The organism is Dysgonomonas sp. PF1-14 (genome assembly GCF_029892965.1).
Taxonomy (GTDB): domain Bacteria; phylum Bacteroidota; class Bacteroidia; order Bacteroidales; family Dysgonomonadaceae; genus Dysgonomonas.
The window spans coordinates 328,100-349,257 of record NZ_JARXWN010000001.1 but is presented as its reverse complement, the minus strand read 5'-3'; the positions used below and the strand labels follow the sequence as shown (position 1 = coordinate 349,257).

General features: G+C 34.4%; 22 protein-coding genes. 7 read left to right on the top strand and 15 right to left on the bottom strand.

Going from position 1 to position 21,158, the window contains the following annotated elements; translation table 11 throughout:
- Window positions 1-20: 20 nt before the first annotated feature.
- From M2448_RS01600 to M2448_RS01555, 10 genes are all read right to left on the bottom strand, one after another.
- Complete coding sequence (locus M2448_RS01600) at window positions 21-767, bottom strand: hypothetical protein (protein WP_280644522.1); 747 nt, start codon at window positions 765-767, stop codon at window positions 21-23.
- A gap of 20 nt (window positions 768-787) precedes the next feature.
- Window positions 788-1,279 (bottom strand): hypothetical protein, encoded by a 492-nt coding sequence (locus tag M2448_RS01595; protein ID WP_280644521.1) that lies wholly within the window; start codon window positions 1,277-1,279, stop codon window positions 788-790.
- Between the two features lie 20 nt (window positions 1,280-1,299).
- Window positions 1,300-1,803, bottom strand: coding sequence for a hypothetical protein (locus tag M2448_RS01590; RefSeq protein ID WP_280644520.1), 504 nt, complete (start codon window positions 1,801-1,803; stop codon window positions 1,300-1,302).
- A gap of 18 nt (window positions 1,804-1,821) precedes the next feature.
- Window positions 1,822-2,178 (bottom strand): hypothetical protein, encoded by a 357-nt coding sequence (locus M2448_RS01585; RefSeq protein ID WP_280644519.1) that lies wholly within the window; start codon window positions 2,176-2,178, stop codon window positions 1,822-1,824.
- Window positions 2,179-2,184: 6 nt separating this feature from the next.
- Entirely contained in the window at window positions 2,185-2,523 is a 339-nt protein-coding gene (locus tag M2448_RS01580) for a hypothetical protein (RefSeq protein ID WP_280644518.1), read from the bottom strand.
- A gap of 4 nt (window positions 2,524-2,527) precedes the next feature.
- The gene (locus M2448_RS01575) at window positions 2,528-3,682 is read right to left on the bottom strand and encodes an SPFH domain-containing protein (RefSeq protein WP_280644517.1); all 1,155 of its coding nucleotides are present in this window, start codon (window positions 3,680-3,682) and stop codon (window positions 2,528-2,530) included.
- Between the two features lie 49 nt (window positions 3,683-3,731).
- A complete protein-coding gene (locus M2448_RS01570; RefSeq protein WP_280644516.1) occupies window positions 3,732-4,163 on the bottom strand; it encodes a hypothetical protein in 432 nt (143 codons plus the stop codon).
- Between the two features lie 218 nt (window positions 4,164-4,381).
- Window positions 4,382-4,633, bottom strand: a complete 252-nt coding sequence (locus tag M2448_RS01565; RefSeq protein WP_280644514.1) for a hypothetical protein — start codon at window positions 4,631-4,633, stop codon at window positions 4,382-4,384.
- A gap of 22 nt (window positions 4,634-4,655) precedes the next feature.
- Complete coding sequence (locus M2448_RS01560) at window positions 4,656-5,015, bottom strand: hypothetical protein (protein WP_280644513.1); 360 nt, start codon at window positions 5,013-5,015, stop codon at window positions 4,656-4,658.
- A 321-nt stretch (window positions 5,016-5,336) separates the two neighbouring features.
- Window positions 5,337-5,732, bottom strand: a complete 396-nt coding sequence (locus M2448_RS01555; RefSeq protein ID WP_280644512.1) for a hypothetical protein — start codon at window positions 5,730-5,732, stop codon at window positions 5,337-5,339.
- 154 nt (window positions 5,733-5,886) lie between these two features.
- Between M2448_RS01555 and M2448_RS01550 the strand changes: the two genes are divergently transcribed.
- The 3 genes from M2448_RS01550 to M2448_RS01540 all read left to right on the top strand — a co-directional run bounded on the left by M2448_RS01550 (window position 5,887) and on the right by M2448_RS01540 (window position 9,674).
- A complete protein-coding gene (locus tag M2448_RS01550; protein WP_280644511.1) occupies window positions 5,887-6,435 on the top strand; it encodes a hypothetical protein in 549 nt (182 codons plus the stop codon).
- A gap of 33 nt (window positions 6,436-6,468) precedes the next feature.
- Window positions 6,469-8,139 carry a serine/threonine-protein kinase gene (locus M2448_RS01545; RefSeq protein ID WP_280644510.1) on the top strand — a complete coding sequence of 557 codons (1,671 nt, stop codon included), beginning with the start codon at window positions 6,469-6,471 and terminating at the stop codon, window positions 8,137-8,139.
- A gap of 62 nt (window positions 8,140-8,201) precedes the next feature.
- On the top strand, window positions 8,202-9,674 hold the full coding sequence (locus tag M2448_RS01540; protein ID WP_280644509.1) for a DNA cytosine methyltransferase: 1,473 nt from the start codon (window positions 8,202-8,204) through the stop codon (window positions 9,672-9,674).
- Window positions 9,675-9,677: 3 nt separating this feature from the next.
- On the opposite strand, the gene M2448_RS01535 is transcribed toward M2448_RS01540, so the two are convergent.
- Window positions 9,678-9,920, bottom strand: coding sequence for a hypothetical protein (locus M2448_RS01535; RefSeq protein WP_280644508.1), 243 nt, complete (start codon window positions 9,918-9,920; stop codon window positions 9,678-9,680).
- Between the two features lie 292 nt (window positions 9,921-10,212).
- Here M2448_RS01535 and M2448_RS01530 point away from each other — a divergent pair, with 292 nt between their 5' ends.
- Window positions 10,213-10,542, top strand: coding sequence for an SH3 beta-barrel fold-containing protein (locus M2448_RS01530; protein ID WP_280644507.1), 330 nt, complete (start codon window positions 10,213-10,215; stop codon window positions 10,540-10,542).
- A 137-nt stretch (window positions 10,543-10,679) separates the two neighbouring features.
- Window positions 10,680-11,267 (top strand): tyrosine-type recombinase/integrase, encoded by a 588-nt coding sequence (locus tag M2448_RS01525; RefSeq protein ID WP_280644506.1) that lies wholly within the window; start codon window positions 10,680-10,682, stop codon window positions 11,265-11,267.
- 844 nt (window positions 11,268-12,111) lie between these two features.
- On the opposite strand, the gene M2448_RS01520 is transcribed toward M2448_RS01525, so the two are convergent.
- The 4 genes from M2448_RS01520 to M2448_RS01505 form a co-directional block, all read right to left on the bottom strand.
- Complete coding sequence (locus M2448_RS01520; protein WP_280644505.1) at window positions 12,112-12,894, bottom strand: hypothetical protein; 783 nt, start codon at window positions 12,892-12,894, stop codon at window positions 12,112-12,114.
- Window positions 12,891-14,273: a phage integrase SAM-like domain-containing protein gene (locus tag M2448_RS01515; protein ID WP_280644504.1), complete on the bottom strand. Its 1,383-nt coding sequence runs from the start codon at window positions 14,271-14,273 to the stop codon at window positions 12,891-12,893. Before M2448_RS01515 ends, M2448_RS01520 begins: the two co-directional genes overlap by 4 nt.
- Before the next feature lie 298 nt (window positions 14,274-14,571).
- Window positions 14,572-14,799, bottom strand: a complete 228-nt coding sequence (locus M2448_RS01510; protein ID WP_280644503.1) for a (4Fe-4S)-binding protein — start codon at window positions 14,797-14,799, stop codon at window positions 14,572-14,574.
- Window positions 14,800-14,841: 42 nt separating this feature from the next.
- A complete protein-coding gene (locus M2448_RS01505) occupies window positions 14,842-15,144 on the bottom strand; it encodes a GNAT family N-acetyltransferase (RefSeq protein ID WP_280644502.1) in 303 nt (100 codons plus the stop codon).
- A 606-nt stretch (window positions 15,145-15,750) separates the two neighbouring features.
- Between M2448_RS01505 and M2448_RS01500 the strand changes: the two genes are divergently transcribed.
- Window positions 15,751-18,516 (top strand): TonB-dependent receptor, encoded by a 2,766-nt coding sequence (locus M2448_RS01500; RefSeq protein ID WP_280644501.1) that lies wholly within the window; start codon window positions 15,751-15,753, stop codon window positions 18,514-18,516.
- Window positions 18,517-18,740: 224 nt separating this feature from the next.
- Entirely contained in the window at window positions 18,741-21,125 is a 2,385-nt protein-coding gene (locus M2448_RS01495; protein ID WP_280644500.1) for a TonB-dependent receptor, read from the top strand.
- The last annotated feature ends 33 nt before the right edge of the window (window positions 21,126-21,158 follow it).

The following is a 21,158-nucleotide window of genomic DNA, read 5'->3' as shown; positions in this document are numbered from 1 at the left end:
TGTAATACTAAAGTCCCATTTTACTGATTAGCATGAATATTATTCAATTTGCCTTTATAATAATCGTCCAAATCTGAAATCCTTGAGAAAATATCTGACCCATGAACCAATATTTGTCTATCTCTATCAATTTGAATCCTATATTCTTTATAAGATGGAGCATCGGGGCAGTCACTATCGAGATAGCCATCAAGCACAATATATTCGCCAAATGTAGTATCTATTCTATATTTTCCTTCATAGCAAAAACACATACCGTCTGTATATATGGCTGTGTTTTCTCCAATATAGAGAGTTACTCCTCCATCAAATAGATAGTTTTTTGTTCCCCATACTCCAATCAACTTGAAATCAGAAGTTGCATCTTTGCTTGAGCTATACTCATCTTCATTATTCATTGTGACATCCTTTAATAATATCCAACCTTCCGATTTTATATTATTGCTGTTTGTGTATATAGCATAACCAAAATCTCCATTAAAAGATGTAAATACACCTTTATCTCCCTCAAGAATGTAAGCCTTTCGGACATCTTTGACATTAGGAGTAGAGTGGAAATATGTTTTCTTCTTCACCTGAAATTTAACGTACTCAGTCATTTGATTATCAGTGATAGGAGTATCAGGGGCTATTTCTACATTTTTGTTTTCAGGTGTATTTTGTAAAAGATTAGTGTGCTGTTTCCAAAAGTACCCGCCAATGGCTACAAATGCTAATACAATAGCTGAAAATGTACCAATTACTATATATAAATGTTTTTGCTGCATAGGTTAGATGTCTAATTATATCAGAAATAGCATTGTACAATATTTTTCTTTATCTCCTCCGACACATTTGGGTCTCTTGCAATGGATAATTTTCGTTCTTCAATAGCCTTGATTATCGACTTACGATTCCATGAGATTAAATCCATACTACCATTTCGAGACTTAATAGTGATTGAACCTAACCAACCTTTTGAATAATCTACAATATCTACTATTCTCAAATATTTTTTAGATAGATTTCCAAAGTTAAATCGATGCGGCTTAAAGAAAATTTCAGACGTTGATACCCATAAATGTCCACCCAAAGAATTTCCCGAATTTTCGATAAAGTTGGCAGCAAATTTAACATTGGGCTTTAGTAGACGAGGTTGAATACTTTCTCTATTTTCTATCTTCAAATAATCACTCACTAAATAGCTTTTACAATATGAACATGCCGAAATGTTTTGCTCAGGGTTAAACTCTATACTTGCTCCACAATTAGGACAATTCAGTGCTTTATAGTATTTCATTATAATAATTTATTGTGTTGTTAATTATCCATTCGTTCTACGTAATACAAGGGGATAACAAGGAGTATTATGTATATAATAATATCAAACCATAAAGGCTCTCCGTTTATCAAAATCGTAAAGATTGTGTCGATTATAGCAATAAGTAAGAATATGTAAATACCTTTCTTCTTCATATTCCAAATCAGGAAGTATGCGTATGCCTGTCCAAAAACAAGAAATCTTAAGTACTTGAACTCACTTGCTGTATATATCTCTACCTCATCAAGAAGGACATAACCAATAAACTCTAAAGCAAATAATATCCATGCTATAACGCATGTAACAGTAAGCACTGTTGGTCTTTCTGTTAGGAAATCGAAAGAATCGTCATGCATCTCCTGCATTACAGGAGTTTCTATAATTGGAATTGAAGGTGTAGGTTCTTCTTTTGTGTTTTGTGTCTTTATGGATGCACCACAAAAACCACAAGTGTACTTATTGCCACCTTCAAATGGTGCACCACAATGGCTACATGAGTTCATGAGTGTTTATTTTTATCATTAGTAAAATAATATCCAAGCTACCACAAAGCCTATAACCCCCGCAAGCATAGCTTGATTCCCCTTTTTATCATAACCATTGGATTTATAGTAAAAGAAAGAGCCAAGACCTGCCAATGGGAAAAGAATACAAAGTATCCACATACCAACGCCAAGAGGGTCATATTCCCTGTAATCGTTTTCTTGTGGTGCTTCTTCTCGCACATATACAACTTCTTTCTGAATAGGCATAGCTTCTTGAACTTCACTTAAAGTCTTTCGCACTCTAACTTTTTCACCACAAAATTCACAAACAAATTCTTCTGTATTGATTGAAGACATTGGAGCACCGCATCGAGGGCAAGATTTTGATTCCATATTTTTTTACTTTTTTGATATACTATAAACCACTACGCCAATAATACCTTGAATAAGAAAAGACAAAGCATATATGATGAATACAATATTATTAGCAAGTTCCTTATTGCAAATGATTGCCAATACTATCTGAATGAGCAAAAGGACAGAGTAGATACTTGTCAGACTTATCTTAAATGCGTTCTGTAATTCTGACGATGCAATCAAATAGCTGAATATTGCATTAATTGCAATAGTGGCTGTAACCAACCACATATTGAATGGCTCGTACTCTGTTAAGACAAGTCCAATGATTACATTGGCTATTATCAGTAATGCGTAGCTTATGACAATAATGTTCTTCATCGTTTTATGGATTATTTGTTGGAAATGGTGGTGGTAATGTATTTAATATTTGATTGAGTTCGGGAACATTGTTTGCTATATCCCATCCTTGCATACCTTGTTTCCATACATACACATTCCTATCCACCTGTTTATCTAAAATCATACTTTGCATATCTGAAATACTATATGGACCCGTTTGCACATTGTTTATATATAAAAAATATTGTACGGTTGATAGTGGCGGTGGTGGAGGCATTTGAGGTGCTTGCGATTGTGTTTGTTGCTGAGTTTGTATTTGTGGATTGGTATTTACCATTTGATTTGACATATTTCCTATTTGATTGCCGACCCCCATGCCAACGCCCATGCCTATGCCTGCACCAATGAAATTACTTGACATGCCTTCATTTTCGGCTGCTTTACCTAAAACGTCAAAACTCTTGTCCATTTGATAATTATCCCTGCCTATAATTTTTATTCTTGCTGCAAAATCTTTCGCTTCTTTCAACTTCTTTACACTACTATCATCCTCTGATGCGTTGATTGACATAAAGAAGAAGTTCACTACATCAATGCCATATTTCTTAAATTCAATAGAAAGTTTTTCTTGACAAAACGCAGACATTGAATCCAAATGTGCGTTAATCTCTAATATTGAGATGTTCTCAGATACTAATTTTTGAGAAACAAGACTTGTTAAGGATGACAATACCTTGCCCTTAAAGTATTCGAGGATTTTATCGGACGAATACGAATCCATATTCCCGACAAGGGTTTCCAAGAATATTTTTGGTCTGCATATTTTTATTCCATACTGCCCATAAGCCCTGACAGGTACTATCACACCATATTTGGGGTCTTCTAATTGTATTGGATTTAATGTACCCCATTTACAATCCAATTTATTAATCAGATTGATAAACCAAACTTCAGCTTTAAATGGAGTTTCACCTCCAAAAGGAATATTTATAACCTTGTTAAGCAGAGGAATATTGTTCGTTTTTAAGGTGTATGTACCAGGTGCAAATTGGTCATATATAACCCCTCCACGAACAAAAAAGGCAGTTTGAGAAGTGTTTACTACTAATTGAGACCCGATGTTGAGATTATCGTATGGGTATCTCCAAGCGAACTCTTTATCACTTCCTTGATACTTTATAACATTAAATATAGCCATTGTGTTATGTTTAAATATGAAATCTATTAACTTTTACAGAAAGCGACTGCTATGATGAGATTTTCTGATTTAGAGCATTTATCTCCACCAACATAGTGTACCTTAAATTATTGGCAATAGCTGCATTTTTTGCATTAAATGCGATTATTTGTAAAATAGAACCTAAGACTATAAATACAACAGCAGTCACCGCAGAAATTATTGTTTTCACTTCTCTATCAATAAACTCCAATTTATATTCATATTTATAACTTTCTTTTTCGATGCTATGAATATTCTTCAAATCATCCTTGTGGTTAAAATAGAAGACTATCGTGAACATTAGATATAGGATAAACATTGTAATAAATAACAATCCAATTCCATTGAATATCAACCCGATAACCTTACATTGCTTTATTCCACTGTCAGACCCATCAATTGTTGCTTTAGATATGTCTATTACTTGTACATTTACGCCTTGTGTTTGTTTTGATTCCATTGTTTATTTAGTTATTTTCTGTTATCGTTTCTTATATTTATTTATTGCAGATACGATTAAAGCTATTCCTACTCCAATTATTACTAAGATTACTATATCCATCTCTTTTTCTTCTATAAATCTACCCATCGGACTATGGGATACCCCTCCATCTGCCGCTTGTAACAGAATGAACCCATTTATGCCAATAAGTAAATAGTTGTTCAGAATCGTCATCTTTATTCAGTTATTATTTCCCATTTATAATTTGAGCCGTCATAGGTGACAAGAACGTCATATACAAAGGTCTCTTCATCTTCTTTTGTTGTCAGAGTTCCATTATAATAGTTCCCTTCCTCATACACTAATTGAAAATCTACTACTCTTATGGTTTTATCCAATTTAGATATTTCAGATACAATTTCTTTTTTTATATGCTCTTTCAGTCCTTCTGTTATCATTGATTGGCAAAAAAGAAATAGAAATATCATTAGTGTAAGATATGCTTTTTCATCATTGTTTTTTGAAAATACTTACAGCAGAAGATATAAGACAAATACCTCCTCCAATTACTAATATTACTCTCCATGTAGATATAGATTTATTTTTATCTGAAAAGAGAATAATGAGACCAAATATGAACATCAATACTCCTCCAATAAGTATGAGCCATGGTTTTATCGCATTGTTCGCTTTCTTTACATTGTCACTCACCTTATTAACAGCATTTTTTGCGCTTTCCGTATCAATCAATTGCACCGTGACCTTTTGTTCAATCACAGTTGGTTTCTCCGTGTTAGCTATAACTGCTCCACAGAACTCACACTTTGTTAAATTGGAAAACGATGCTCCGCAAGATTCACATTCAGGCATATTTAATCATAAAACCTTTCGCAGTACCAAAGAAAGTTTGAATTATAAAAAAAAAGTGCGGTACTGAAACCTAATCGAAGAATACAGGCTCTGACAAAGCCTCCAAGTATCGAAATAAGCAACAGTCCGCACCATATACGAGATATGATGTGGATAATGTTCGCCTATTCTCTACTTGTTATGAACTGTCAGATTCGTATTCTGAGAATTAAGCTACACTTTCCGTGTACAACAAAATATGTATGTGCCGAAGCACACCACAAATATATGAAATTTTGTTAATACACTCAGACTGTTGATATATAATAATGAAGAATACTCCTATTCTATGCGTTTGTATGTGTCCTGATAGTATTTCTCTTCTAAGATATCATAGAGTTCCACGACTAACTTGTCAGAAGTAACTGATACTATTTTTGCTTTCATCTCAATAGGAAATATATCAGCTATTATGCTAATATATCCATCTTTATATTTCCATGTTCCTTTGTTTACCGAATTATCACAATCCAAGTAATACTCATAACTTCCATCAGATTTATACCAAGTCCAACTTTTATAATCACATTCCTCATATAAATCAGGATTAGTAGAAGATATTAGCTGCCATTTCCCTGTAATTTCGGATTCCGAATTATTGGTATCATCATCACTACAAGAGATAAATGCAATGCTTAAAATCAAAGCAAATAGTGTCAATAGTAAATTCTTTTTCATAGATAAATAATTTTAGTTTGTAAAAAATATATCGAATCAAAAGTAATGTGCTTATTTCAAATAAGTTCAATCCAAATAATCCCTTTCATCCAATTCATCCAAAGTGAAAATTGATTATATTTTAGATTATCTTTGTACTCCAAAACCTCATATTATGCTGTCTCCTGTAATAAAGAAATTATTAGAAAATAAGTTGGGTAAGGATATTCGATATTCATCTGATATTGAACATCTTTCTTTCGACATAGAGAAACATACCAACCAACGTATAGGGGTTAATACAATAAAAAGGCTATTGGGACTAATAGAAGGGATTAAAGAACCACGCCTGTACACCCTTGATACAATAGCTCGTTACCTTGATTTTAAAAATTGGGATGAGATGTTAGATAGTCTTGATGAAAGAGGAAACTCAGATTTCTCTACTATTGAAGAAATAGATATACAAGCACTTAAAACAGGAGATAAAATCAGATTCACTTATTCTCCCGACAGAGTTGTAAGCATAGAATATATTGGTAACAATCGATTTATAGTTATTGGAAGTGAGAATAGCAAGCTATTACTCAATGATACTATTGAAGTAAATCATTTTGTTCTCAATTATCCTCTAATCATAACCAATGTGATTAGAAATGATGTATCTATGGGAAAATTCACAGCAGGAAAGATTTCGGGGATAACCTCACTATTCATTCTGTAAAACATTTATATCTTTGCCAAATAATCATTTAGCATGGATAGTTCTTCTTTCGACAATGAGATAAATAATCCTTTTGTGTTCACAGACATAGAGCCTATTCGGTCGAATGGTGCTACAAGTGATACATACAAGGTTCTTATTCATGGGAAATGGCATTTTCTGAAACGCCCGAAGAAAAATTATGCTGACAATCCCCTTTATTTATCAGCCTTTCAGAAGGAATTTGAGATAGGATATACCCTCGACCATCCGAATATTGTTCGCTATATATCTAAAAGTGAAGACCAAGATAGTTTATATATTCTGACTGATTATGTTGATGGTTTTACACTAACAGATTTCATAAAACTTAATCCTAACTATTTTAGCGATAAGAACAACGCTGACAAGCTGATAAAACAACTATTGTCAGCATTGGGTTACTTACACGAAAGGCAGATTTTACACTTAGACCTGAAACCTGATAATATACTTATTACAAGTGTCAATCATGATGTTAAGATTGTCGATTTTGGCTTTTCTTATACTGATTGTTACCAATCATTAAGTATTGGTAAAACTGAGTTATATGCTGCTCCCGAACAGTTAAATAGAGAAAGTCTTGACCAACGAACCGATATATATGGATTTGGAAAAGTTATTGAATATGTCCTCAGAAAGACATCTGACACAAAAATATATTCTCCACATAAAGAATTTATAAATAGATGTTTATCCAAAAACAAAGAAGATAGATTTAAAAGTGTCAGCGAGATACAAAGCTATCTTTCAACAAAGCCAAAATCAAAGAAAGGAATATTTATTCTTTCTCTAATTTCTTTGGTTATATTGGTTGTTAGTATTTATATCTATCAGTCATTTAATAAGATAGATGAAAGGCTAGATGCTACTTCACAGGCAAATGATAGCATATCCCATATTCAGGATACATTGCTACCTTCATCATCACAAAGCACAACCGTCACATATGAATCAAACGACAAACCACTTCAAAGGGATAGTAGTAATCTACTTAGTCGTAGAATATTCAACAATGAAAAGTATTATGGAAAATACTATGACCCAAAAGAATTATTAAGTGACACCATCTCTCAGGTTCTTTTTGAACAATATATAGAAAAATGTAAACAAGAATTTACTGCAACCTATACTGCTAATAGCAATCAGGAATATTCAAGAAATATGAGATTGAAGAAGATGGCTGAATGTGCCAAAATACGCAATAAGTATGGTGAACAAATGAAGTGGTCTCCACAAAGGACAGCCTTTAATCAGATAATAGCTATCGAGCAACGAAAGATTTCAGCAGATTACTGTCAGAAATCTCTTATTTCAGAACTAAACGAATATATTCGTAAAGAGATACCTTCAATCCAAACTAAAGAAAACGCACTTGATAGCATCTACAAGGTGTCAGCTCCCTATTGGTTAGCCTTTTATGAAAAGTATTCAATTATTAAAACTGAAAAAGGATGTGAAGATGCTGAAAAAATCTACCAAAAGGCATATCAAGTTTATATGCGAACTGCATCTGATATATATTCTCAATATCATTCTTTATTTTCCAAAGAGGAAGAATTATATTCAATGATGTTTAACGAAAAAGATTTGATAGGGCTTGGTGTACACGCTAATGATTTACTTTACATATTTAAACGATATAAAGATGTAAAGGGATATAAGTGGATTGATTATGTGGAATAATAAGTTTTGCAAATAGTCTCGTCAAAACATGAACTATACTTCATATTTTTTACATTTGTAAAATGAAGAAAAACATCACATTCGGTAGTGTTTGCTCAGGCATTGAAGTTGCAAGTTTAGCTCTTACTCCTCTTGGTTTTGCTCCTTTGTGGTTCTCCGAAATAGCAAAATTCCCATCAGCATTATTGAAATACCATTATCCCAATATTCCGAATCTTGGAGATATGAATTTATTGCCTCATTTGATTAGAGATAGAAAAATAGATGCCCCATTCTTATTATGCGGTGGCACTCCATGCAACTCATTTTCCACTGTTGGTTATCGTATGGGGCTTGATGATGATAGAGGTAAATTGTCGTTAAGTTTCACTGAAATAATTGATGCTATTGATGAAGTCAGGATTACAGAAGGTAAAGAAAGCTGCATTGCCTTATGGGAAAACGTAGAAGGCGTACTTAGTGACAAAAACAATGCTTTTGGTGTTTTTTTATCCCAATTAATTGGGAGCAATGAAGATATAAAAGTTAATAAATGGACTTCATCAGGTATTGCTGTTGGAGAAAAACGCACTGCTGTATGGCGAGCATTGGATGCTGTGAGTTTTGGGTTGCCACAACAACGAAAACGGCTTTATGTCTTGGCTTCTACTCATCATAATGTAGTAGATATGCTACTTGAAGCTGGAGAATATCAATTGCCTTTTTCTCAAAAACACAAGAAGAACTACAACTCAATCCAACTGACCAAAGATAATGTTACACTTGAAATATTCAACGAAAATAGCAATTGTCTAACAGCTTCTTATGGCGAAAAATGGAATGGAAATTCATCTGCTTACAATGGCTCTCTTTTTGTGGCTGAAAATGGGAAGTTGAGACGACTAACACCAACAGAATGTGAAAAATTAATGGGATTACCTGTTAATTACACAAAGCTGCCAAATATTAAAAGTGATTTACCTCGTTATCAGGTAATAGGTAACGCATGGGCTGCAAATGTTATTCATTGGATTGGAAATAGGATATCAATGTTCCCAAAATCCAATATATGTAAGGAATTGGAAATGCAGGATGTCGGAAATACAAAAATTTGCTTGTTGGGTAGAAATATGAAATTGAAGAATGGTATGTTTCTCAATTGTGGAACTACACCTTATAACAATCAGAAAAACTCAATCTTTGCTTTTCTTGAAACTAATGTTGATGAAAAATATTTTATCTCAACAAGAGCCTGTGAAGGCATTTTGAGACGAAAAGAACAAAGAGGTTTTAAAATAAATAAACGTCTTGAAACCTTGATGAAATCCTATATCAGCATTAAAAATAATTCTCAAAGTACATTAGCTCAGATAGGTGCAAATATTAAGAGGAGTAGAAAGCTAAACCGTATGACGCAAAAGGATTTAGCTCAAAGAACTAATCTTACATGTAAATATCTTATTGAATTAGAAAAAGGAAATCAAAATATATCTATACTGAATTTAGAAAAAATTGCGTTGGCATTGGGACTACATATAAAGGATTTGATTAGCTGAAGGCTATTCTGTCTTTCGTCCTCTATTTGTCGATTTAGCTAACAATATTCCTTTTCTAATTATACATTTCTTATTTTGATACGGATTGTCAGCCGATAGTCCATAATTCCGTAAACTACCGTAACTAATACCAATCGCATCTTTGTCAAAATATTCACAAAGATTGGCGATAGAGCCAAAATAATAATGCTTTCCATCCATTTCAAGATGAATGACAGTTCTTTCCTGCTTATTTTCATTTTCCATATTTTATGATTTTCTGCAAATATAGAAGAAATATGACAAATAATGAATAAATGTAATATTTTCTTTTGATTCTTGTTGCATATATTAAATATATGTCATATATTTGTGTTGTGATTAAATAATAAAACAATGAAACAGAATAGAAAATATAGTATAGCATGCAGTGGTTCAGGATGGGGAATTTGGGATTCGGAAGGACACAAAGTTTGTTCTTGCTGTACAAGATTTCACGCATTGGAAACTCTATATGAATTAATGGGTTGGAATAAACCTTCTAAATGGTATTAAATATATGAAAACAACTATGAACAACTTGGCTCTATTAAATAGAGCTACAAATATGGTTTTGAATGGCTATAATCTAAATCAATCACTTCAAAAATCAGCCATGATTGAAGCCCTACAATTTCAACTTGTAAATGGAACAGCACATTTCTTATACAGAAAGAAAGATGGTTCGATACGAGAGGCATTCGGCACATTACTTGAAAAAGTTGTAGACAGAAATATTAACGGTTTTGGTATGCCACGCAAATATTACAACTGTCAAGCCTACTTCGATATTGAGTTACAGACATGGAGAAGTTTCAAATATGAAAACCTAATTGCAATTTTGGACTAATCTAAAATGTTCACTTTTGTAATTTGTGAACATTATTTAGTAACACACTGTAAACGAGTTCTTTATTTTGCAATCGAAAATTCAATCAAAAAATCACAATCACTTTTGGGCTATAATCCATAAAACTGAATATTATTATGAGCAAAAAACTGTCAAATACAACTGCCGATTATCTTGAATGGGATAGCAACCTATTACTAATTTCAAAATTGCATCAAGACCAAAACTATAAACTCTCATTGTTAATTGCTCTTGGTTCATTTTGGGGATTGAGAATTTCAGACCTGTTAAAACTTCGGTGGTGTGATATTCTGAATGTGGAATTTCTCAATCTCGTGGAAAAGAAAACTCAAAAGAAACGTATGGTCAAGATTAATGACCAATTGAAGAAACATATTTCTGTATGTTACACACAGATACAACCTTCATCGGATGACAGTTTCATTTTTCTCAGCCAAAAGGGTTCTGTTTTTTCTATACAGCGAGTTAATGTGATTTTCAAAGAATTGAAAAAGAAATACAAACTGAACATCAAAAATTTCTCTACTCATACCATGCGTAAGACATTCGGCAGAGCAGTTTACAACAATGCAGGGGATAACTCTGAAATGGCTCTTGTGAAATTGTCTGAGCTGTTCAACCATTCGGATATTAAAACGACAAGAAAGTATCTTGGATTGAGAACTGAGGAATTGATGGAGACATATGATTTGTTAAGTTTTTAATCCAATATTATCAATATGTAAAGAGTATTTGCTTTGACACAGGTTGTAAGATTATATGAAAAGTATAATTTGAAGTAAATTATGTTATTCAACATTTTCTTAATTAAAATCTATATTATTATCAATAATAATATCAATAGTAAAACCACCTGTTCCACGTACTGTATCAAGGATAATTTCATTTTCATTAAAACGATTAGTGTTTAAACGATGTTTAAATAACGTTTAAATAGCGTTTAAACGTTTGGTGATTATAATCTTTCTTTATACATTTGCGTTATAATACTAACAGATAAATGAAAATTGTGCTGATAATTCGCACATCATATTTGTGTATTCTTGTGCTTTTGAATTGCTTATAAAAGCACGTTTGTAATTACAACGGTAATTAAAATTAAGATTCAACTATTGTTTGAAAATAAAAATAACCCCACTTAAAAAGTGAGGTTATTCAGAAGCAAATACTAAACTTCTACTAAAATTTTGAAGCATTTCCCATTGCGGGGATAAACGCGTTTTCCATTAATCGTAATCCAACGTCGGAAAATGTAACGTTTACCTAAAGGGGCTTCATCAAAAACTTTTTTCCTCATATGAAAATTGTTTTAGATGGTTAATATTTGCACAAATGGGTGTTGAAGGGTGAGATATTCAATGCCCTTTTGTACGTTAACTGATGTCTATACACTTATAGACACTACAAATATAATAAAACCCCTTTATTGCTACAAATCATTTAATAATATACATACGGAAATTGTTAATAGTTTTCCATTTCTAAATACAAAACACTGTTTATTAGATTGTTACATTTTTATGTATGTTGAAAAGTTTTCTATTTTGTTTATTTTACCATATATAATCTACCTTTTTGCTCAACATCTGTCAATCTATGAGGTAAAACGCCATTTTTAATTTTATTCATCACATCTTCTTTGGAGTACAATATTGGTCTTTTCCCTTCTTCCGATATTTGAATAAATTTACCTTGAATTTTCCATTTATCAATAGTTGGTCTTGTTATATCGAAAATAAATTCAAGGTCTTTATTTGTAAGCGTATCACTATCGGAGTATCTTGAAAAGTAATCATCCACATACGCAGAAAGAGAATTATTTTTTATAGATAGGTTTTTCTTTGATGTATCAGCAATCTTCTTTTCTCCATTGTAGTTGTTGAAAAGTTGTTGCAAATCATTAATGCCTTTCTCAATGAAATATACCTGTGTTCCTGACATTTCTTTAAAAAACTTAGCTGTATTATATTCATTTTTTGCTCCTTGATTACTTTTTATATTCTCACTATAATACTTTTCACAACTTACGATATAAGCATCCCAATCCATATAATTTTTTTCATTAAAATCAGATTTAATGCTATCAAATAATATGATTTTATCATTCAAATATATTAAAATGCTATTTTTATCACTGAATAATAGATTTTCAATATTTTCTCTTATATTCTCAAAATACTCATTATACAGTTTATCTAAGTGATTATAATAGGCTTCACAACCTTGTATTCCTAAAACTCCATTATATGTATGTTTCTCAAATGGTATTTTATCATTTGGTGTAGAAAATTCAACCTTTCTCAATTCTAATTCCAAACTATTGTTTTTCATTTTTTCTTATCTTTATTAAAGTTTTTAGCCATTGATACAGCATTATCCTCACTATCTATCTTTATGTAGTTTTTCAACATATCATTGCTGCTATGCCCTGTTATTTTCCGTACTTCATCGTAAGTATATCCTCTCAGTATTAAATTTGTAGCTCCACTTCTTCGAGCAGTATGGCTTGAAATTAAATTATATCGAGGCTCTTGAATTAGCTCAGTAATTCCACCTTTAGTTCTATGAAATTCTTCAATTTTGCTAATGCTTGCTCTTTGTGCTATGTTTTTAATATTTTCATTAAGGTCAGCACTGTTAATATAGGGTAAATTATAATTATACTTTTGTAGTATTTCTTTTAATTCATCCCAAAGTATTGGGATTACAGGTCTGTCTTTAGTTTTATGTGTTGCCTTTTCAATAACCTCTATAATCTCGCCATCACGAATAATTGTTTTAAAATTATTAGGTTTGATTGTCGAAAAGTCTGAGTATCTTAAACAAGTGTAAGCTCCAACTAAAAATAAATCTTTGGTAACTTCTTCTTTATTATTTAACGTTTTTGTTTCATATATTTTATTTAATTCATTCTCATTCAACGCTATTGCAAAGGAATCTTCTCGTGGTCGCACAAAATAGTCCTTGTCATATTCAGTGGAATTACTAACTCCTTCTTTTAGTGCACGCTTCATTATAAATTTAAGGTTCTTAATATGTTTTGAACCTATGGTATTTGCACCCAATGGTTCTTTCACATAATCCAACTTACCTTTATCATCAAATATTTCTTGTTCTTCAAGTAGGAATTTTACATATTCATCATACCATATATTATCTATATCTGCAAAGTATGTAGTTCTTTTATTTATTCTATCAAATTCTTGTAAGCATTTTAAACAAGTGGTATGACTGCTGATTGTACCCTGTTCGTATTTTTTACCATTCTTAGGCTGAACAAATGAGCCATCTTGCATTCCTTCAATTTTTTTCTGATAATAACTTATCAAACTTGGGTTCTCATCCTCTTGGATTTTACCTTTAATCTCTAATCTTTTATCTAATTCCTTTCTTAAATATTCGTTAGTTAATTCAATACCATTAAGCGAGGCGTTAGTTATTATATGTTTTATATTGGATTTGATTTTTCCGATTATGTTTTCAGTTAATTCTATATCTGCGGTGTAAATCTTATATTTTTGTTGAGATGGTTTTATTGGCTTCTGATTTTTATTATCCCAACACTTTGTTGGTATAGATATAGCTTTCTCTACATGGGGAGCAATAAGATAATATTTAAATGGTTTATATGGTTTGTGGTTAATCCATAGAAATATACAGGAAAAATCCTTTTTAGGGTACTTTAAGTAGAACTTACAATTTAAAGCCATATCTTTAGATTTAGTATTTGCAAATATAGTAAGCCTTTCTCATATTAGGGTATATTTTGGGGTATATTTTTAATGTAAAATTCTTTATATTTAGTGTAAAATGTTAAATTTAAAAATGCAAAATATTTACATTAAAGTCTATATATCATATAAATACATATAATATCAGTATGTAAGTGTAAAATATTTAACAGTCCAGGTGGGACCACGAAAGCCGAAGCCAAGATTCGGCCAAAATTAAGAAAAGCCTTCTAAATGTTTAACTTAGAGGGCTTTTTTAGTTTTTATACGCTTCTGATTAGTCACCTTTTTCATTGTTCATCCTGTAAGTCAATGCACCTGAAGGGCATTTACTTATTTGAACTATCAACTGCTCAGTAGTGGCATTTTCGGGTTTTACCCATGGCCTTTCTTTCGGATGATAAACCTCCGGCAGCATCTTAACACAGATACCTGCATGCTGACAAAGTTCAGGTTTCCAGATGACGGTAAGTTCGCCATTTGTGTATTCTACAATTTTCCCCATGATAATGATAGTTTTAGTTTTGATATAGTTGTCTTATAAATTTTAAACATTAACACCTTTCATTACAATACGCCTCCAGTCAGGATGCTTTTTTATATATCCGGCAATAAACGGACACAGAGGTATCAACCGGAGACCTTTTTTTTCGATGTCGGCAAGTACCTTTCCGGCAAGCAGACTGCCTATACCCTGTCCTTCGAGTGCTACGGGAACTTCGGTATGAGTGAGATAAATCTCGCCATTATTTGTTTTGATATATTCTATTTTGGCAAGGTGCTTGCCTACATGAAACTCATACTGATTTGCATCTGTATTATCTATCAACTCATAATTTTCCATTGTCATTCAAGTTTTGGTCTGTAAATATATTAATATAAACGCATCCCTCCTTATTTTGTTTAACGTGAGTTCGATATAATAACATTTAATCAATACGTTATACATTTTCTTTGTGTACTTGTATTTTTCATTCATTTTTAGGCTCTTTTGGGAGTAATTTATTGGAGATTAATTTATCTATAAGACGAGGGAAATCATAAGTTATGAGTTATGAATGCAGAACTGCCCCATGTGTTCACCGAATTGAAAGAAAGCGATCTTTGAAAGATTATATATTTAAAGAATTTAAAGTTTAAGAGTTTAAGGATTGGAATTTCTGTCAGGAATGTCAGGTTTTAGTTAAAAACTAGTGTACTAGATTATAGAGTTCTAATGTACTAAAAATAGGAAAAATCAAACTAGCAAGCTAATAGACTATAAACTAATAAACTTGTAACTATTGTGAGGTTTTAGTTAAAATATTCTGTCTCTGTTTGTCCTGAGAAGCTTATAAATCATTGCACAATAAGCATTAAATTATAATAAAAATGAAAATATGATTAAACCATTTGATGTTTCTCGAGTCATATCCTCGAAAAAGTATAGATTTTTACCGAAATTGATTAGGAAATAATGAAAAGGAATATTCCCCTGCTTGTGTTTTTTTGTCTGATTTTCAGTTTTAAAGCCCATGCGCAAACTACCAATATCACAGGGACTGTATATGATGATGTTACCAAAGAAGCCATTGAGATGGCGAGTATTCGTGTCTTAAATGCTACTGATAGCGCTTATGTTGCCGGTTCGGCTACCGACGCTAAAGGTAAATTCAACATTAATGTCAAACGTGGCACTTACATTGTTCAGGTGTCTTTTATGAGTTATATCAGCCAGTATTTTAAAGTAAATGCCCGTAACGGAATAGCTGTATTGGGAGATGTCTATCTGAAAGAGGATGCCGTGTTGCTGAACGAAGCAATTGTAGAAGCTAAAGCACCCGAAATAATAGTCAAAGGAGATACGGTAGAATATAATGCCGATGCCTACAAAGTGCAGGAAACAGCCGTTCTGGCCGACCTGATAAAGAAAATACCCGGTGCAGAAATAGATGCAGATGGAAAAATCACAGTAAACGGGAAGGATATATCAAAAATACTTGTAGATGGAAAAGAGTTTTTCAGCAATGATCCTAAAATAGCTTCTGAAAATCTGCCAGCCAAGATGATTGAAAAACTACAGGTCTTGGATCAGAAATCAGATATGGCGCGCCTCACAGGATTTGATGATGGCGAAGAACAGACTGTGATAAATCTGATAGCCCGTCCCGGTATGAAAGAGGGGATTATGGGCACTGTCGGTGGCGGGTATGGTAGCGAAGATCGCTACGAAGCTAATGGATTTCTGAATGTAGCCAAAAATAATAACAGGTTTTCTGCTTTGGGTAATTTCAACAATAATAACAATGCTGGCGGTGGCGGTGGCGGCCGTTGGGGTGGTAATCGCGGTGTAACCGAAACCACAATGGGAGGTATCAATATTGCGATGGAGCCTTCTAAAAAGCTGAAGTATGACGGAGATATACAGTATAATGGCAGAGATAATAATGTGGAAACAACCAGCAATACTGAATATACTGATGGCAGCATATCAGAAAAGAAGTCAAGTGTGCAAAATACCAATAATCAGAATTTTAATACCCGTCTTCGTTTTGAATGGACACCGGATAGCCTGACAAATATTATTTTCCGCCCCGACTTTTCATACAGCAGATCAACCTCCGCGGGTTTTAACGATGGGGAAAGAACAAGCACTAAAAGACCGGATTATGACTTTGTTTCGAATGGGCACTCTTCATCGAAGGGAAATACATTCAGACTTAACGGGAATTTATTAATAAACAGAAAACTGAACGATAAAGGACGTTCGTTCTCATTGGAGTTTTCAGGAGGTTTGTCAGATGGTAAGACAGAGGGAGACTCTTATTCCGAAAATGATTACTATAAAATAGATTCTCTGTATGTGCAGGATCAGATATATACGCAAAAGAATAATAGTTATAACTGGAGGGCTCGTGTTTCTTATCTCGAACCTGTCGGATATAATAATTTTCTCGAACTGGCCTATGATATAAGAAATACCCATTCCGAAACAGATAAGGTAACTTATGATAACGACGGTTCCGACAATTATACGGTATTAGCCGAAGATTATACCCGCAATACAAAAAATGATTTTCTCAATCAGCGTATATCTGCTAGTTTTCAGAGCCGTAGGGCAAAATACAACTATACAGCAGGCCTCGAATTGATGCCTTCGCGTTCAAGAACATCTGTAGTCAAACCAAAAGAAGGGGAAAGCAGAGATCAAGCCAAGAACTATTTGAATTTTGCACCCCGCCTCGAATTTAATTATTTATGGGACAGACGCCATAACCTGCGTATAAGATATAACGGACAAACAAGCCAGGCCTCTACCGATCAGTTGTTTGATGGTATCATATCTCAGAACGCTACTGATACAACCTGGGGAAATCCTGATCTGAAACCGAGTTTCTCTCATCGTCTGGAATTACGCTATCGTAAATATATTCCCGAAAAAGCATCATCCATTATGGCATTTCTCAATTTTAATTATGTTATGGATGATATCGTAAGCGTAACGCGTGCCGGAGTCGGTAATAGCATGAATACAACCTATGAGAATATGGATGGCAATATGAATGGACGTGCTATGTTTATGTATAATACTCCTCTGAAGAATAAAAGTTTCTCGATCAATAGCCGAACTTTTGTTAATTATAATCGGGACAATACCTACATCTATGAGGAAAATGAAAAAGAAACATATAAGAATACAGCGAATGTATATAGTATCAACGAAAATCTGGGCTTGAAATATAATTCGGATAAATTTCAATTTGATATTGGTGGAAACTTTTCTTTCGAAGAAAATATAAATTCATATCAGAAACGAAATGATAAAACTATATACAATTACGGGGGTATGGGTAGTTTTACGTGGTATCTGCCATATAGTTTTGTACTGGCCAGCAATTTGACTTATTCTTCCAACTCGGGATATGAGGCAGGCTATCAGCAAAATTCGTGGATATGGAATGCCGAATTGGCCAAAGAGTTTAATATTACACTCAAATCGGGAGAAAGCAAAACCTCATTACCGGCAACTGTTAAGTTCAGGATATATGATATATTGAAAGATCAGAGCAATATCTCTCGTTCAGCTAATGCGCAAAGGGTAACATATAGCACATACAATACCATCAGTAGCTACTTCATGGTAGGATTGACTATCCGCTTCCAGTCATTCAAAGGAATGAAGAGTACCGATATGGAAGGGCCTCGTATGCGTGGCATGGGAGGAGGACGCCGTCATATGTAATTCCTTATTATTAAGGTCAGTATATAGAAATCCGTAATTATCAAAATTGCGGATTTTTTTTATTGAGATAGTTGATCGGGTATCAATGATACCTATATATTGGTACAAAGTAGCGATGGAATACCTACATATTGCGATTGTTAAAATTTGGCAATTCATATAGCTTTGCAGCTCGTAAAAAGCAAACTATTGACTCACTCAAATGACTAACATAACTAACTCTGATGAAGAAGCAAATACTATTATTGTCCATCCTCATTCTTTCCTCCTTTTCGGCAAATGCCAACCTTGTTCGCACCGATGCAAATATATTCGGTCATGTCATAAATCGTAAGACAAAAGAGCATATCCCCTATATAAACATTGTTCTTAAGAACACGACAATAGGAATTGCCACCGATGCTACAGGTCATTATGCTCTGAAAAACCTTCCCGAAGGCAAATTCATGCTATGCGCCGAAGGTATCGGATTCAAGCCGCAAGAGATAGAAGTTGAGCTAAAAAGAGGCAAATCTGTAGAGATAAACTTCGAGATAGAAGAAGATGCCCTCAACCTCAACGAAGTAGTAGTCACCGCCGGACGTACCTCCCAGAAACGCACAGAAGCTCCGGTCATCGTAAATACCATATCTACCAAGATGCTCGAAACCACGCAGTCTGTCGTACTGGGTGAAGGGCTGAACTTCTGTACCGGGTTGCGTTATGAGAACGATTGTCAGAACTGTGGATTCTCTCAGATACGCATGAATGGTATGGAAGGTCCATATTCTCAGATACTGATAAACAGCCGCCCTATATTCAGCGGATTGGCAGGTGTATATGGATTGGAGCTGATTCCCGCCAATATGCTCGAACGCATAGAAGTAGTCAGAGGCGGAGGCTCGGTGCTTTATGGTTCGAATGCGATTGCAGGAACTATAAACCTGATATTGAAAGATCCCAAAGTAAATAGTTTCGAAGCAGGTTTCAATACATCGCTGATCGGCACAGGTGTAAGCGGTTCTAATGGCCCTGCTGCCGATTATAATGCTACATTCAATGCTACACTGGTAACCGATGATCACAAAACAGGCATCTCGGTATTTGGCAATATGCGCGACCGTAAGATGTTCGATGCCAATGAAGATAGTTTCTCAGAAATAGCCCCAATGAAGAATACGGTCATAGGCACACGCATATTTCACCGTCCTGCCTACAGAAGCAAATTGAGCCTTGATTTCTTCAATATAAGGGAGCAACGCAAAGGCGGAAACAAACAAGACTATCCCGACCACGAAAGAGACATCTCCGAGTCGGTAAAGCATGATATGGTTGCCGGAGCACTTACCTATGAGCAGTATCTGCGCGAAAGCGACTTGCTTACTGTATTTGCATCAGGACAATATCTCGACAGGGATTCCTACTATGGTGCGAAGCAATCGCTCAGCGACTACGGAAACACGAAAGATAAAACTTATAATATCGGAGTTCAATATAAACTATCTATCAACGAGCCTTCCTCACTGATCGGAGGCGTAGAGCATACCGGTTCACACCTGAAAGACAAGAAGCTGGGTTACCCCGAATATTCTGTCGATGAAAACGGCGAATTAGTCGAAACACATGTACCGAGTACCGTTGTTTCCGATCAATCGCTATCTACTACCGGAGCCTTTGCCCAATACGAAATCAAGGTTGATAAGTTTAAATTCCTTGCCGGAGCGCGTGTCGAACACTATTCGGTAGATGACAAGCAAGCCGATAGTGACAAATCGGGTACAGTATTCGTTCCGCGTGCCAGTGTGATGTACGATATATCCTCCTATTTGCAGACCCGTTTGGGATTCTCAAGAGGTTACCGTGCCCCTCAGATATTCGACGAAGACCTGCATATAGAAACATCCGGCTCGCGTCAGGTAATAAACAAAAACGATCCCGACCTGAAACAGGAAAACAGCACCAGCCTTACCCTCTCTTTCGATTTTAATAAACAGATCGGCGGAGTGAATACGAACATCCTGCTCGAAGGATTTTATAACAAGCTTCACAACCCTTTCCGTAACGAGATAGGAGAACCTGACGAGAACGGCACAGTTATCTATACGCGTGTTAACTCTAAAGACGGCGCAGTAGTACAGGGTTTCAATTTCGAACTGAAGCTGATGCCTTCCGATAAGCTGAATGTCACAGCCGGATTTACCCTACAATCGAGCAAGTATAAGACAGCAGAAGAAACTTTTGGTGAAAAGAAGTTCTTCCGCACCCCTAATACCTACGGCTTCTTTGCTCTGGATTGGGAGTTTGCCAAAAACTTCGGAGTGTCAGCTACCGGCAATTACACAGGCCGTATGCTCGTTCCTTATTTTGGAATCAATCTGGCAGAAGGAGCTGAACGCGATGCCGGCGAGCTACGCAAATCGAAAAGCTTTTTTGATGCCGGTCTGAAATTCCATTACGATATGCGTATATCAAAAAGCGTAACTGTAGAATGGTTTGCAGGAATGAAAAATATATTCAATTCTTATCAGAAAGACTTCGATAAAGGCATCGATCGCGACCCGTCATATATCTATGGCCCGAGTTTGCCTCGTACAGCGTTTTTCGGATTCAGAATAGGGAATCTGCTATAACTCAATCTTTCAAATAGTAATTTATTCGGGGCT